Below are 14,380 nucleotides of genomic sequence, written 5' to 3' on the forward strand. Positions count from 1 at the left end.
GTATAATACCTCCATGAAACTACTCCTACTTGAAGACGATCCGGTTTTAAGCGAAATCATTGAAGAGTTCTTGGTGGAGAATGGCTTACATGTAACGCCTTTTTATGATGGAAAAGAGGCGTTGGAGTCGGTATTTTCAACACCTTATGACATCTTGCTTTTGGACATCAATGTCCCCTCGCTCAATGGTTTTGAGTTTTTAAGTGCGCTCAATGAAGCAGGCATGCGCATTCCCACGCTTTTTATCACCTCTTTAAACCAAATCAGCGAAGTGAAAAAAGGGTTTGCCCTTGGGGCGGAGGATTATTTGAAAAAACCCTTTGACCTAGAAGAGTTGCTAAGCCGCATCAAACGGACGCAAAAGCTTCATGCCATCGGCCACTCCTCGCGGGTAGACCTTGGGGCAAGTCACGTGTATGACCCTGAAAATCTCTGCATCATTGGGCCCGAAGCGGTGCATCCTTTGCGCAACAAAGAGGCGCAATTGCTGGCGTATTTGCTCGCCAACCAAGAGCGCATCGTGCGTTTTGAGGAGATTATTGAACAGGTGTGGCGCTTTGAAGAAGTGCCCACCCATGCCACCGTGCGCACTTACATCAAAACCCTGCGCAGTTACGGTCTTGAGCGGATGATTGAAAACATTAAAGGGGTGGGGTATCGCTTTAAGTGCCTATGAAAAACGCTCGTTAGCGCGTTTTTTGGTCATTTATCTGGGTTCCATGTACCTGTTTATTGGCGTGCTTGGGTGGATGGCAACCACCTTGCAAGTGCGCAATCTGCATGAAAACCACGCTTTGCAACTGCGCTCTTTGGCCGCTTCTATCTCTCACAACATCGTCAGGGCACACATGATGGGCGAGGTGGCGTTGCCTGCGTGCTTAGAAGAGGGCGCACTTGCCCAATGTTTTGAGCTTGAAGAGGGGTTTACTTTAGCACTTTACCGCGATAAGACCACGCCCATGGCGGGAAGTTTTCTTGAAGCGGTGGATTTTTCACGGGAATTTTATTTTCACAACGATGCCTTTTACACCCTTGACCAAAGTGCGAGGGGGCACCTTGGGGTGCAGTATGTGGTGGTTAAAGAAGAGGGGATCGCCCGTTTGCTAGGCGCTGTGCAGCGGAGCATGGGCCTTTGGGTGGGACTGAGCCTTGTGTTTGCCACTGGCCTTGGCGTGGTACTAGCAAAGCTGTTTTTAAAGCCCATCAAAGAACAAATCGCCCACCTTGACCGCTTCATCAAAGACTCGACCCATGAGCTCAACACCCCCATCACGGCCATTTTGATGAGCATTCGCTCTCTTGGTGAGGTGGAAGAAAAAAAGCGCAAACGGCTAGAACTCAGTGCAAGGCGCATCGCTACGCTCTATGGTAACCTCAGCTACATGTTGCTGCATGATAAAACCGACGAGGAAAAAACCACCCTCGACCTGTGCGCCCTCGTGGAAGAGCGGTTGGAGTATTTTGGGGATTTTATCAGTAGTAAAAAGCTCCACTGCAAGAGCGAGTTAACCCCTGTCTCTTTACATGTAAACAAAGAGAGCATGCTAAAACTCATCGACAACCTTCTCTCTAATGCCATCAAATACAACCGTGTGGGTGGAAGCATCACCCTAACGCTTGATTCTAAGGGGTTAAAAATCTCCGACACAGGCGTGGGCATCGCACCCGAGCACCTGCCCCACATCCTCAAACGTTACAAGCGCGCCAACACCGACAAAGGCGGGTTTGGCATCGGGCTAGACATCGTCAATACCATCTGCCATGCCAATGGCTTTACCTTGCGCATCGCCTCAAAAGAGAACGAGGGCGCGACCTTTGAAGTGCTGTTTTAAGATGGAAGCTTTTTTGTTGCGTTTTCTTGGGCACTACCCTTCTCACCTTCAAGAAACCGTGCGTCAACGCCTTGAGGCAGGCACCTTGCGCGAGTATGTGGAGAAAAAATACCCCACCCAGCACGCCATCAACGATGACAAAGCCTTGTTTTCCTACGTCAATGCCCTCAAACAGCGCCATCTTAAAAAATTTCCACCCCTGAGCAAAGTCGCCTATGATGCTAAAATCGACGTGGTAAAAAACGCCCTAGGACTCCACCGTTTTGTCTCGCGCGTGCAAGGAGGAAAGCTAAAGGCTAAAAACGAAGTGTACATCGCTTCGGTGTTCAAAACCGCCCCCGAAGCCTTTTTGGAGATGATTGTGGTGCACGAGTTGGCCCACTTTAAATCCAAAGAGCACGACAAAGCCTTTTACCAGTTTTGCGCCCATCTTTTACCCTCGTATCATCAAGTTGAGTTTGACTTTCGCGCGTGGTTGGTGGTGCGCGCGGTGGAGAAAAAGGATTGGTTAAGCGATAAACCTTAAATCCGCAATTTTATCCGCAGTTAAAAAGAAATACTTCTTAATAAATATCTAAATAGTAGTGCTTTTGTGCTCATATAAAATCCGCAGTAAATGTATAATATTTATGGAATTTGGCAACAATATAGCCAGATTTTGCTTTCAATCTTAAATCCGCACTAACATCCGCATTTTGGTGTGGTTAAATGTTTTCTAAAGCGCTTAAAATAGGCTATAATTCAATAAAATTAAATCCGCACTAAAGAAGCAACATGAACTTTACACCAATTTACCCCCAAACACTTTCTGGACAAGACCATCGTGATCTTATTGAAAAAGCCGACGAGGTCATTTACAAAACTGCAATGCTAAGAGGGACTACATCACCTATTATTGTTGATGCTATTAAACAATTATTGCGTATCGTGAATTGTTTTTATTCTAATAAAATTGAAGCCGAAGACACTCATCCTGTCGACATAGAAAAAGCTATGAAAAGCAAGTTTTCGGATGATGCGAAGAATCAACGCTTACAAAGGCTCGCTTTGGCTTATATCCAGACTCAGCTCGAGATGGAAAAAATGATTAGTAGCGGGAAGCCGAATTTTTTTGATCTGCCTACTATTTTACACACCCATAAGAATTTTTACTCTCAACTTGGGATGGAGTCTTTTTTGAACATTGAAAGAGAGGATAAATTCTTCTATGCAATGCGTCCAGGAGCCCTTAGAGATATTGACGTGGCGGTTGGGGACCATATTGCTCCCACCTATGAAACACTTGAAAGCCTTATGCATCAAATGTTGCATTTGTATAAATTAAGAGATGTTGACTTTAAATCCTCACGGCTTATTAGCGCTCTTGCATTTCACCACCGTCTAGCATGGGCTCACCCCTTTCCTGATGGCAATGGAAGGACCTCTAGGCTTATATTGGATGCACTGCTTGGAACAATTCTTGGAGAAGGATACGGTCTTTGGAATATCTCCAGAGGGCTTGCTCGAAATATCAAAGAGTATAAAAGAGCATTGAGGTATGCGGATTCTCCAAAATTAGACGCACACGATGGCAGAGGTGTTCTCTCGGAAAAGTATCTTCATGCGTTTGTCTCTTTTATGCTAGATACGTGTTTAGATCAAATTGATTATATGCACAACTGTTTAGGGCTTGACTCTTTGGCTTTGAGAATTGAGTATTTTTGTGCCCAAAAAAGAGTTCAAATTGGCGCAAAAGGTAAAATTCCTAATGGCGTTGAAGCTGTCTTAAAAGAGCTGCTGTTAAAAGGGGAGATAAAACGAGGGGAAGTCCAAATCATTACTGGGCTGGGTGATCGCCAGTCTACTAGCTTGATAGGCTGGATGCTTAAAGATGAAATGCTTTCCTCTCCGAGTGTCAAAGGGGCTTTAAAAATAAATTTCACTTCACATATGGGAACGTTCTTGTTTCCAGATTTGATTCCAAATCTCATCGAAACTGGGGTACGGGTAGGTTCAAAAACATAGCGAGAAAACCGTTTTCTAAAAACCTCAAAGAAGAGAGAACACTCAGAAAAATGGCGAGAAGGTGCAGGAATCGAACCTGCCTCCAAACGCTCAACCGCCCAGACATCGGGTTTGAAACCCATTTTTACAATAAACCACCATAATTCCAATAAAACCTAAAATCTGGTTGGAAAGATAAAGATTTTTCTATTGGCACCCAAAAAAGCATCTTAAAACAGATGCAAATCTCTCAAGAGGAGTTTGAAAAATGGTTGAATTCATAAAATCTTATCCCGTGATTTTGGAAAAAACGAGCGAGGGGTATTCTACCTATATTCCAAACCTTGCAGGGTGCGTGAGTTATGGAAAAGATATTGACGAAGCTATCAAAAACACGAAAGAAGCCCTCACGTTACATGTAAGCGGAATGATAGAAGATAAAGAGCCAGCACCTTCTTTTGATGCAGAGGCAATTCAAAAAGAAGCAAAGGGTAATTTTGTAGCTTTTGTGGAGCCTGACCAATTGCTTTTAAGCAAGCTTGTCAAAGGCAAGGTCAAAAGAATCAATATCACCATTGATGAGCATTTGCTAGCACTTTCTGATAAAAGAGCAAAAGAGTTACATGTAAGCCGAAGTGCGTTAATCGAGAGTGGGCTCAGGGGCGTTGTAGGGGCCTAGGGAGATACAAAATGGATGATTTTAAAAAACATCTCAAAGAGTCACTACAAGACCCAGCATTTAAAGCCGAATATGAAGCAAAAGAGTTTCGTTATAAGATAATTGATATTTTAGTGGGCATCAGGGTGCAATACAAGTTAACCCAATCCGAACTAGCGCAAAAGCTTGGAACTACTCAAGCCGTTATTAGTAGAATTGAAAATGGTTCTGTTAATGTGGGGATTGATTTTTTGCAAAAAGTCTCTAAGACTTTCAATAAAAAAATTGATATTAGTATAGCTGCTTAGAGTAGAATCCAAAAAAGATTTTTCTATTGGCACCCAAAAATGCAACAGATGAAGATGGTCGCACTCCACTTCACGAGGCTTTGCGAAGAGGCCACGTTGAGACCGCTGATTTCCTCTGCAAAGCGGGGGCGCCATTGCCTGCTCCGCTTTAGCAAGAAGAACGGGCAATCATTTGTTATTTTTTATCTTTATTGATTTGGAGTTGTTTTGTGTATTGAATTGGTATAATCCCATTCAATTGGTTTCATTTTATATGGATTTTCTTCTTTCTTGTTAGAATTTGCTTTAATAATTTTATTAACATATTCTTTAACAATTTCTTTATCTTTTTCAGAAGATGGTTTTGAATGGGTAAAAGTATTCCAAGGTTTTTCTGCAAAAGAAGCTGTAAATACCAGAAGTAGAAAAATGACACATTTTTTCATATCGAATCCTTTTGGGTTTGATGGGTAAAGCTCCAGATTTCAAAAATTTACTGGAGATGTACGAAACGTTAGATGGGCGTAATTATACAACAGGAAAACCCTGTGTTCATTACCCATCACCTCTTATTTGTTTATTCTTTCTTCACAATGCCTCTCAAACATAGCCTCAATCTCCCCAAGGTGCTGCATGTAGCGTTGTGGGTTTTGTTGGTAGAGTTGTTCTGTGATGGTGTCTCTAATCCTATCTTTAAACTCTGTCACATCCAAGCTTGGGTTTGAGTACACAATCTTAATAAAGGGCTCAACGGCCTCTGAGACCGATTTGTTTGCGCCAATGGCTTGCCGTGTTATGGTTTCTATAATATTTAGCATGGCCTGAATGTTTTTTTCATAATTACGCGCACTCATAAAGACTCCTTTGTTTTATTCCACTGGGTTTAACATGTTTCAAAAAATCTTCAAACGCCTCCGTATCGCGCAATAGGTGTAGGGTTTTGGTGTGGCCGGTCTTTGTGTGGCGCACCAAGCACGTGTGGGAGCCCAAAGCTGCTTCATAGGCCCAATTCTCCTCTGGTTGCAACAAGGGACTGAGCGTTTTTTGCCAAACAAGTTGCGCCGTGTTAAGCTCCTCTTTTTCCAAGAACAAGGGGATAGCCTTTGTCTTTTTGCCCTGATATTCACAGGAGAACATGGCCTCTGGCGCGTAGGTGTATTGGTGTACTACATTGCCCATGAAGGCCAAAGACTCCTTTTCTCCTATGACAATCTCAAGTTGCTCCATGTTTTGAAGCGCCCCAATAAGCTCCACATTTTTCTCGCGAAACACATCCACAAAAGGCAAAGAGTTCTTGGTCAAAGAGCGCTGAAATTCATCCATAAACAAAGAAACAGGACGGTTACATGTAAGGCGTTTTGCAAGGCGTGTGTACAAAAGATGCATTAGCACCTGAGCTACACGAGGCGGATAACTATCGCACCGCAAAAGCACGATTTTCCCACCTTCTAACATTTCTACCAAATCCTCTTGCCCGTGAAAAGAGAGGGAATCTAGCGAGAGAAGAAGGTTGCGCACTTGAAACAGCACCCCGCCAGACCCCGATGAGGGTTTTTCGTCATCAACGGTTTGTACAAAAGCATTGATGCGCTCATGGTGTGTTTTTAAAAGAGCAACATACTGATACAAAAGTGCAAAGGTGCGATGGTGGGACTTTAGGTAGTAGTTTGCAAGGGCTGTGTTGTTAAAAGCACTACAAAAAAGCTCCATCTGAGCGCAAAATTTTAAAAGCTCTTTTCGGCCTTGGGTGATGGCAATAAGGTGATGCAAAGAGAGGCTGTAAGCATTTTTGCGCTCTATGGCAACAGTATTGCCAAGTTGGCTTAAATGGTCCATAAGCTCCATGCTCTCAAACAACAGACCAATCAAGGAGAAAGAGGCTGTTGACCAAAACTTCTCTTGTTCTTCCCCTGTTAAACACTCCAAGCCTTCTAAAAGCAACTGCTTGCTTACTCCTTTTAAAAAACCAAAGCTTCCACCCCAAGGTACACCAAGCTCAACAACATCGCCAATGCGACCTGCCTCTAAAGCGAGGGCTTTAACATGCTGATGCAAAGTGCCTTTGTAGTCTAGAACAAATAAGCCATGGTCTTTACTGAGTCGGTCTTTGATGTTGGGAAGGATAAACGATGTGGTTTTACCGCATCCTGTTTCACCTACGCACATGGCGTGGCGAAAATCACTCGGAACAATAGGGCTTTTTTCTTGAAGCGGTGTAATGATAAAGCCAGCCATAAAAGCCTCCTTTAAAATAAATAAGGAAGCATAAAACATCTAAGCGACAGGATGTGTCGCAAGGGGTTGCTAGGGCTTGTCGTATCCTCTGCGAAAAATACCCAAGCAACGGTTGGCAAGTTCGCCGATGCACGCTTTTGTCAACGTTGGACTGTACTCATGGGAGGCGCCATCAAGAGTGCAGTACTCTTCCATGTCTGGCAACCGAATGGCTTCAAAGTGGTGCTTGGCCCCTTCTGTGTCCATGAAGTCTATCCACAAATGCTTATCGCCGTTGGCTTTTAGGTTGGTCATGTAGTCAAACTTAACAATCTCTCTTACATGTAAAGAAGGAGCTATCTGCACAATGACCCGTTCTTGAAAAAAACGATGCACTTCACCCACAATCTCTTCGTAATGGCTAGCAATCAGTTGCGCTCTGCCTACTCTATAGGCTTCATCGTACTCTTTAAGCAAATCTCTTGGCATCTGTTTTTCCTTTAAATAGTAGGTGCTATTTTACCATCGGTTGAGAAAAAAACCACAAACCTAGCAGCGCGACACATCCTGTCGCTAGGCACCTGTAAGATTTCACCATCAAGCATGGGGCCACAAGCTTACATGTAAACTTACAAAAAGGAGTGAAAGATGGCACACAGTGCAGCAATGGTGGAGGCTTTTGTGGGGAAACCCGAAAAGGTACAATGGTACAAAGAGGCATTTGCACGGTACGATGTTAATGGCGTGAGCAAGATAGGATGGGTGTGGAGCTGGTGGGCGTTTTTTGGTGGGGCGTTTTTTCTTCTTTACCGAAAAACATACATTCCAGCAGCTGTGCTGTTTGTGATTAGTATTTTCATATCGATAATCCCTTTTGGTGGGCTTATCTTGCTCATTTGCCAAGGCGGACTAGCGCCGTACTTTGTCTATAAAACATTTCTTGAGAAGAAAGAGACCATCGAAAGAACTGTGGAGTCCAAGGAGAAGCAGATTGAGACAATGCGCCAGCTTGGAGGTGTAAACACATGGGTTCCTGTTGTTTATGGAGTCTTCGTGGTTTTTGGGCTAATTGTAGCTCTGGGTGTGATGTCCCTGTTCTAAAGAGCAGGGGAAACCCTGCTTTTTCTCTTTTGGGATAAATGCTGTGCAGAAAAAAGCACTCTTGAAGTTTTTTTTACAGATAATACCTCGCTTCAACATGGCGACATCTTCTTGTCGCACGCTTTTCTAGCACTAATGCACAAGGAGACAAAGTGTCCTTAAGTGAACACGATAAAACCATCGAGCGGATTGTGATGATTTTAGGTATGTTGCATGAGAACAGACTTCCTACCATCTTGGAACTTGCCCAAGAGTTCAACGTGAGTCCACGCACCATCCAGCGAGACATTTACCAAAGATTGCACAACTTTCCCATTGAAAAAACCCCGCAGGGGCATTTGCAGTTTATTGATGGGTTTAAGCTAGGGTACGCGCAACTCCAGCATCACGAAGAGTTCTTGCTCTTAAGTCTTGCACTCTCGCAGTTTAAAAACACCCAAGGCAGTTTCAAAGAGCTCTCTGAGCGGCTTTTAAAAAAGATGATCCGCACCGGTTTTCAAAGCCACTACTTCATCAAGCCGCTTGAAGCGCAGGCGCTTGATTTGACCCATCCTACCATGCGTATTTTAGAAGAAGCAGTGGAGCGGTGCATTGTTCTTACCTTTGTGTACAAAAACAGGCCCGTGCGTGCTTTGCCTTATAAAATCGTGAACTTTGATGGGATTTGGTATCTGTTTGCCAAAGACACGAGCGACAACAAGACACGCTCTTTTACGATCGCCAAGCTCAAAGAGTTGGCCCAAGCCCTTGAGCGTTTTCAAAGGCCTGCTGATATTGATAAAGTTTTAGCGGGCGTTCACACGGCATGGTTTGACGAGGGAAATAGCTTTGATGTGGAGGTTAGGGTAGATGCGTGCATCGCCCACTTCTTTACCTTGCGCAAGCACCTTTCCTCGCAAGAGCTTATAAAAACCTATGAGGATGGTTCGTTACATGTAAGGTTTGAAATCTCTCACGATGAAGACCTAGACAACCTTGTTAAGGCGTGGCTGCCTCACATCAAGGTACTAAAACCTGCCCATTTTCGTAACCGCATCACCCAAGAGCTCAAAGACTATGTGGCGCTTTTGGAGAAAGAACATGCGCCTGAGCGCTGATGGGGTAGGGCCATTGATGGGGTTTTGTCCAAGACTAGTAAATGTTCAATTAATTTACACAATAAACAAAAAAAGGAGCTAAGATGTATGAACACGAGTGCGATAGTTATAATGGTGTTTTAACCTACAATGATGATAGAAATGTGGTTGTTTTGTATATGGAGTGCTCAACGTGTTTTGATTCTAAGGAGTACGCCTATGTCCATAATATTGATTTTGAAAAGTATGCTAAAGAAAACTTTCTTTTGTTTGCTGATCTGGATGATCTGGATACACTTCATGAATTATATGATGAGTCTGATGGCTCCCCTCTTTCTGAGATGGAAATCCAAGCAGTTGATTACACTTTTGGTATTTTATATTCTTTTGATGTTTATCTTCGCGAGGGCGAATACGACAAATACGAGGAATACGATAGTGACGAAGAGGAGCAGTATGGAGAAGAGGATGAGGAGTTTGGTTGGTCTGCGCCAGAGCCAGATTTTGCCGAAGTGAATTATTGTGGTGAGCGCGTGTTGGTCAATGTTGCAAGGGAGGTCGTAAAAAGAGAAGAGCCACTTTTTCTAAACCCCTACATTGAATTCCTAGACAGCCGAAACGAATCTACCCAAGACCTTGTAGAAGCACTTAAAAAAGAGTGTGAAAAGCAAAACAAAGATGCTTTTTTTAAAGTACTGCAAACGCATATTAAGATTGCTTTGGAGAGCGGATCAATGGAAGAAGATTCCTAGAAAACAAAAGTAACTCTCATGGGGTCAATGGCTACATCGAGACTCTTTTTATTACATCATACACACTAAGAAAAAGGATTGTTATATGGAGCTTCTTACAAACTACACCCATGACCTTATTAGGTCTTGTGCCACCCCTTTGCTTATGGAGCTTACATGTAAAGACATCCAAGCTTTCTCTGTCGAAAAAGAAGATTCAAACCATCTCCTCTCTTTCTTGGTTGCGCAGTCAGTTTACGAAACTACAGCTAAAGAGGGACATACCAATATCCTAAGTCTAGAGGGTGGCAAGCAAGAGGGATTTGCACTACTTAACACCTTGTTAGACGCTCTTGGTCCACTTTTTAAAGAACTTCAAACTAAAGAAATTGGTAAAAATGCGGCTGGGGCAGTTTTCTCGCTTTTTGGTGGCGGGGCACTACAGGGTGTATTTGGCCAGAGCCTTGAAAAAGGAGTTGAGTTTGTGTTGGGAAAGATGATGGACTATGGCATAGATAAGCTGGTGGACCTAGGCGCCACAACACAAGGCGCCGAAGATGCCATCAAACAAATCGAGACCAAACTACAACAAGCACATACCTACAATCTCAGTGACATTTTAGAAAAAACACTGCCCTTACATGTAAAAGAGAAAAATGAGCTTGCTGTTTTTTTAGGCGCACTCTCAAGCACCAAAGACCCTCAAGAGATCTTTAGTCTGGTGCTTAAGCTATTGCTTGCTTGCACAAAAGACAGCCCCAAGCTTATCTTCATTAAAAATCCCCACAAGTTAGATGATGCCTCTTTGGGACTACTCTCTCTTTTGCTCTCGGTTGCCAAGTACCATAAAGACGAAGAGAAGCACATTGGCATTAGTGTCGTTTACATGTACGAAGATGAGAGCTTCCAGCCCTATGAGCCAGCCCCTCAAAAGTACACGAAAGCCAAGCAGCTTCTGGATGAACAGCGCCGCTTTGCGCAGCGCTACGGCATGCTAGAGCGCCCGAGTAGTGATCTGCCTATAGTGGCTATCAAATCCTCCATGTTTGTAGGACGTGAAAAGGAGCTAAAAGCCCTCAAAGGGTTTTTTGAGGCAAAAGCCCTCGATAAAACAACCTTTGTGGTAATACAAGGCGAACCAGGCATTGGGAAAACCTCTCTTGTTAAAACCCACCTCAAAGCCATCGCATTACAGGGAAAGAAAAAAGAAGAACGTACAGTGCAACTCAACATCGTCAATGAAGTAGGCCACTCTTCTCAAGCCACAGGGCTTAGCGCCCTAGAGCAAAGCATCCTAGAAGAAGCAAAGCGCATTGAAACACTTAAAAACTGGTCAGAAAAAGCAATAGAAGGCATCAAAGAAAAGGCAACAACACAAGGGGTGGCCGAGAGTATTATGGATATCTTTGGGGTTGAAAAAGCTTTCAAGATCGTCAAAAGTACTTACGAGCGAAGCCAAGTTGATAGCAACATTTCTATGCTCAAAGACGAAGGCGCCAAGAGCGACAAGCCCAGCCAAAAAGAAGAACAGTTTGCCAAGCTCAACCAAGCCATCACCAAGCTACTCACCCTTGCGTCCAAAGAGCAACCTCTTGTGCTTTTTGTTGATGATTTGCAGTGGATTGATGAGACTGCTTGCGAGTACCTGCTAAAGCACTTTATACCAAGATTTCATCCCTATATCCTAGCTTCTTTGCGCCCTAGTGACGCGGCCAAGATTTACCAAGACTTAGGAGCCAATGCCGCCCATACTAAAGCACTCTTTGAACAAACTGGCGTCAAAGGAGCCAGTGAACCAAAAAGCCATGATTTTACGGTGTGTGATATTATCCTCCAAGGGTTTGACAAAGAAACCATGAAGGTTTTGATTAAAAAAGCCATTAAGGCGCCTTCGGATGAGTACTACGAAGCATTTGCAGGGGCTGTTTTGACCCATATTGCAAAAGAAGAGCCAACCATCAACACTCTTTTTGCGGTGGAGACGATTAACCTCTTGTGTGATCCGAATTTTTACAAAAAAGAGGCCACGCCACTTATTGCTCAAAACCCTCTGGCTGTGACTCAAGGGCTAGAAGCATTTAAAGACAATATCACTATTGCTTTTAAAGCATTAGAAGAAAAATACCACGACTCTCTTAGCGCCGTACCACTTCCTGGTGGCTTTACACTCATGGGCTATGCTGTACTAGAAGAGCGTCTTGAGCTTCTTAGGGCGCATTTTAAATCCCACGGCAATGCTGCGGTCAATGCACTGCTTTTTTCTGCCCTTCTTGGAGTGCCTTTTCACTCACAAATCGTCCAAACCCTGCTCAAAGAGCTCCAAGGCTCAGACAACCAACTTTTTCAACCACTTCAAACTAAACTCTACCAAAAAGAAGATGCTACAGAGCCCACCCCTGAGCACTACGCCATCATGGATGAAATCTATGAAATCCTCAAGCGCTACCCGCTCCTAGAAGGAGCGTATGCTTTCCGTCATGCCCTGCAAAGCATCTTTTTAATCAACCAGCTCAACAGCCTTTTGGACGCCACGCTTGATGGTGAAGGAAAAGATGCGCTAGTAGAGATCGCTCATAGTACGCTCAAGGCCCAAGAAGATACACAGGCCCATGTTGGGAAACACGCCGATGGACTTAGTCAACAAGAGTACAACACTATGCTCTTTTTCAAAGAGTGTGAGCTTAATCTTTACAGATGGGCCCATAGGCAAAACCCACAGCGCTGGGCAGAGGATTACACGACAAGCTTAAATAATTTAGCTACCCCTTATTACAAATCCAACCGCTTAGATGAAGCCATAGGGCTTTTTGAAGAAGCATTAGAAATAACAAGAGCGCTGCACCAAACAAACCCTGAGCGCTGGGCAGAGCTTTACACTGGAAGCTTAAATAATTTAGCTATGTCTTATAAAAAATCTAACCGCTTAGATGAAGCCATAGGGCTCCAAGAAGAAGCATTAGAAATAAGAAGGGCGTTGTACCAAACAAACCCCGAGCGCTGGGCAGAGCCTTACACTGGAAGCTTAAATAATTTAGCTTCCTCTTATTCCAACTCTAACCGCTTAGATGAAGCCATAGGGCTTGAAGAAGAAGCATTAAAGATAACAAGGGCGCTGTACCAAACAAACAAAGAGCGCTGGGCAAAGCTTTACACTACAAGCTTAAATAATTTAGCTAGCTCTTATTACAACTCTAACCGCTCAGATGAAGCCATAAAGTTTGAAGAAGAAGCATTAGAAATAAGAAGAGCGCTGTACCAAACAAACCCCGAGCGCTGGGCAGGAGATTACACTACAAGCTTAAATAATTTAGCTTTCTCTTATTACAACTCCAACCGCTTAGATGAAGCCATAGGGCTCCAAAAAGAAGCATTAGAAATAAAAAGAGCGCTGTACCAAACAAACAAAGAGCGCTGGGCAGAGGATTACACTACAAGCTTAAATAGTTTAGCTTCCTCTTATCAAAACTCTAACCGCTCAGATGAAGCCATAGAGCTCCAAAAAGAAGCATTAGAAATAACAAGGGCGCTGTACCAAACAAACAAAGAGCGCTGGGCAGAGGATTACACTTTAACCTTAAATAATTTAGCTACCTCTTATTACAAATCCAACCGCTTAGATGAAGCCATAGGGCTTTTTGAAGAAGCATTAGAAATAACAAGAGCGCTGTACCAAACAAACCCTGAGCGCTGGGCAGAGCTTTACACTACAAGCTTAAATGGTTTAGCTAGCTCTTATAAAAAATCTAACCGCTTAGAAGAAGCTATAGGGCTTGAGCAAGAAGCATTAGAAATAACAATGGCACTATACCAAACAAACCCCGAGCGCTGGGCAGAGCGTTACACTACAAGCTTAAATAATTTAGCTTTTTCTTATTACAACTCCAACCGCTTAGATGAAGTCATACGGCTTTTTGAAGAAGCATTAGAAATAAGAAGGGCGCTGTACCAAACAAACCCCGAGCGCTGGGCAGAGGATTACACTAGAAGCTTAAATAATTTAGCTATGTCTTATTATCATCAAGACAAAAAAGAGCAGGCTTTGGAGATGTTTCAAGATGCTTATGAAATAGCCAAACAGCACTTTGGAGAAGAGCACTCTTTGACACAAGGACGGAAAGGAAACTATCTACATGTAAAAAGAGAATTAGAAGGAAGCTCGGGTGCAGATTCAAGCCAAGAAGAATTTGACGAGCCCCTCACCACGCTCCTCTACCTTGCCAAAGGTATGGCGATTCACTCAAGTAGTGATGAGATTGCTTTAGTTCATCTTTACAATGCCCTACATTTTGTAAAACTAAGCCCAAAAGCCGAGAGTATTTTCAGACAGGTTTTTGGTGTACACATGGACAATTTACAAGAATCCGATCAGGGCGCTATGCTCATCGGGTTAGCCAAAGCATCTCCAAAAATCCCCTACGATGAGCAGATGAAAGAGTTGGTGAAACAATTAAAAGAGATATTTGGTGATGAGCCTATGTGCAAATTGCATGAATAAATT

General features: G+C 43.5%; 15 protein-coding genes. 11 read left to right on the forward strand and 4 right to left on the reverse strand.

Annotation, left to right across the window (positions count from 1 at the left end):
* The first annotated feature begins 13 nt into the window (after positions 1 to 13).
* From AC5SLM_RS13375 to AC5SLM_RS13405, 7 genes are all read left to right on the forward strand, one after another.
* On the forward strand, positions 14 to 676 hold the full coding sequence (locus AC5SLM_RS13375; protein ID WP_495251473.1) for a response regulator transcription factor: 663 nt from the start codon (positions 14 to 16) through the stop codon (positions 674 to 676).
* A complete protein-coding gene (locus AC5SLM_RS13380) occupies positions 633 to 1,832 on the forward strand; it encodes a sensor histidine kinase (protein ID WP_495251474.1) in 1,200 nt (399 codons plus the stop codon). The genes AC5SLM_RS13375 and AC5SLM_RS13380 overlap by 44 nt, the downstream gene beginning before the upstream one ends.
* Before the next feature lie 13 nt (positions 1,833 to 1,845).
* Entirely contained in the window at positions 1,846 to 2,358 is a 513-nt protein-coding gene (locus AC5SLM_RS13385; protein ID WP_495251475.1) for a M48 metallopeptidase family protein, read from the forward strand.
* Positions 2,359 to 2,606: 248 nt separating this feature from the next.
* Positions 2,607 to 3,836: a Fic family protein gene (locus AC5SLM_RS13390; protein WP_495251476.1), complete on the forward strand. Its 1,230-nt coding sequence runs from the start codon at positions 2,607 to 2,609 to the stop codon at positions 3,834 to 3,836.
* 247 nt (positions 3,837 to 4,083) lie between these two features.
* The gene (locus tag AC5SLM_RS13395) at positions 4,084 to 4,494 is read left to right on the forward strand and encodes a type II toxin-antitoxin system HicB family antitoxin (RefSeq protein ID WP_495251477.1); all 411 of its coding nucleotides are present in this window, start codon (positions 4,084 to 4,086) and stop codon (positions 4,492 to 4,494) included.
* Between the two features lie 11 nt (positions 4,495 to 4,505).
* Positions 4,506 to 4,781 carry a helix-turn-helix domain-containing protein gene (locus tag AC5SLM_RS13400; RefSeq protein WP_495251478.1) on the forward strand — a complete coding sequence of 92 codons (276 nt, stop codon included), beginning with the start codon at positions 4,506 to 4,508 and terminating at the stop codon, positions 4,779 to 4,781.
* Positions 4,782 to 4,807: 26 nt separating this feature from the next.
* Positions 4,808 to 4,933: an ankyrin repeat domain-containing protein gene (locus AC5SLM_RS13405; protein ID WP_495251479.1), complete on the forward strand. Its 126-nt coding sequence runs from the start codon at positions 4,808 to 4,810 to the stop codon at positions 4,931 to 4,933.
* A 36-nt stretch (positions 4,934 to 4,969) separates the two neighbouring features.
* Here the strand turns inward: AC5SLM_RS13405 and AC5SLM_RS13410 are convergent, their stop codons facing one another.
* The 4 genes from AC5SLM_RS13410 to AC5SLM_RS13425 form a co-directional block, all read right to left on the reverse strand.
* Complete coding sequence (locus AC5SLM_RS13410) at positions 4,970 to 5,206, reverse strand: hypothetical protein (protein WP_495251480.1); 237 nt, start codon at positions 5,204 to 5,206, stop codon at positions 4,970 to 4,972.
* 123 nt (positions 5,207 to 5,329) lie between these two features.
* Positions 5,330 to 5,614: a hypothetical protein gene (locus AC5SLM_RS13415; RefSeq protein WP_495251481.1), complete on the reverse strand. Its 285-nt coding sequence runs from the start codon at positions 5,612 to 5,614 to the stop codon at positions 5,330 to 5,332.
* On the reverse strand, positions 5,601 to 6,995 hold the full coding sequence (locus AC5SLM_RS13420; protein ID WP_495251482.1) for a type IV secretory system conjugative DNA transfer family protein: 1,395 nt from the start codon (positions 6,993 to 6,995) through the stop codon (positions 5,601 to 5,603). The genes AC5SLM_RS13415 and AC5SLM_RS13420 overlap by 14 nt, the downstream gene beginning before the upstream one ends.
* Positions 6,996 to 7,064: 69 nt before the next feature.
* A complete protein-coding gene (locus AC5SLM_RS13425; RefSeq protein WP_495251483.1) occupies positions 7,065 to 7,463 on the reverse strand; it encodes a hypothetical protein in 399 nt (132 codons plus the stop codon).
* A 159-nt stretch (positions 7,464 to 7,622) separates the two neighbouring features.
* Here AC5SLM_RS13425 and AC5SLM_RS13430 point away from each other — a divergent pair, with 159 nt between their 5' ends.
* From AC5SLM_RS13430 to AC5SLM_RS13445, 4 genes are all read left to right on the forward strand, one after another.
* On the forward strand, positions 7,623 to 8,075 hold the full coding sequence (locus AC5SLM_RS13430) for a DUF2628 domain-containing protein (protein WP_495251484.1): 453 nt from the start codon (positions 7,623 to 7,625) through the stop codon (positions 8,073 to 8,075).
* A gap of 152 nt (positions 8,076 to 8,227) precedes the next feature.
* Positions 8,228 to 9,172 (forward strand): helix-turn-helix transcriptional regulator, encoded by a 945-nt coding sequence (locus AC5SLM_RS13435; protein WP_495251485.1) that lies wholly within the window; start codon positions 8,228 to 8,230, stop codon positions 9,170 to 9,172.
* An 83-nt stretch (positions 9,173 to 9,255) separates the two neighbouring features.
* Entirely contained in the window at positions 9,256 to 9,903 is a 648-nt protein-coding gene (locus tag AC5SLM_RS13440) for a hypothetical protein (protein ID WP_495251486.1), read from the forward strand.
* An 85-nt stretch (positions 9,904 to 9,988) separates the two neighbouring features.
* The gene (locus tag AC5SLM_RS13445; protein WP_495251487.1) at positions 9,989 to 14,377 is read left to right on the forward strand and encodes a tetratricopeptide repeat protein; all 4,389 of its coding nucleotides are present in this window, start codon (positions 9,989 to 9,991) and stop codon (positions 14,375 to 14,377) included.
* The last annotated feature ends 3 nt before the right edge of the window (positions 14,378 to 14,380 follow it).

Source organism: Sulfurospirillum sp. HTRB-L1 (assembly GCF_059415125.1).

Bases quoted from the DNA above. Each gene is read 5' to 3' on its own strand.
- AC5SLM_RS13440 (WP_495251486.1), top strand. From the start codon at position 9,256: ATGTATGAACACGAGTGCGATAGTTATAATGGTGTTTTAACCTACAAT.
- AC5SLM_RS13375 (WP_495251473.1), top strand. From the start codon at position 14: ATGAAACTACTCCTACTTGAAGACGATCCGGTTTTAAGCGAAATCATT.
- AC5SLM_RS13395 (WP_495251477.1), top strand. From the start codon at position 4,084: ATGGTTGAATTCATAAAATCTTATCCCGTGATTTTGGAAAAAACGAGC.
- AC5SLM_RS13425 (WP_495251483.1), bottom strand. From the start codon at position 7,463: ATGCCAAGAGATTTGCTTAAAGAGTACGATGAAGCCTATAGAGTAGGC.
- AC5SLM_RS13390 (WP_495251476.1), top strand. From the start codon at position 2,607: ATGAACTTTACACCAATTTACCCCCAAACACTTTCTGGACAAGACCAT.
- AC5SLM_RS13400 (WP_495251478.1), top strand. From the start codon at position 4,506: ATGGATGATTTTAAAAAACATCTCAAAGAGTCACTACAAGACCCAGCA.
- AC5SLM_RS13430 (WP_495251484.1), top strand. From the start codon at position 7,623: ATGGCACACAGTGCAGCAATGGTGGAGGCTTTTGTGGGGAAACCCGAA.
- AC5SLM_RS13445 (WP_495251487.1), top strand. From the start codon at position 9,989: ATGGAGCTTCTTACAAACTACACCCATGACCTTATTAGGTCTTGTGCC.
- AC5SLM_RS13410 (WP_495251480.1), bottom strand. From the start codon at position 5,206: ATGAAAAAATGTGTCATTTTTCTACTTCTGGTATTTACAGCTTCTTTT.
- AC5SLM_RS13415 (WP_495251481.1), bottom strand. From the start codon at position 5,614: ATGAGTGCGCGTAATTATGAAAAAAACATTCAGGCCATGCTAAATATT.
- AC5SLM_RS13420 (WP_495251482.1), bottom strand. From the start codon at position 6,995: ATGGCTGGCTTTATCATTACACCGCTTCAAGAAAAAAGCCCTATTGTT.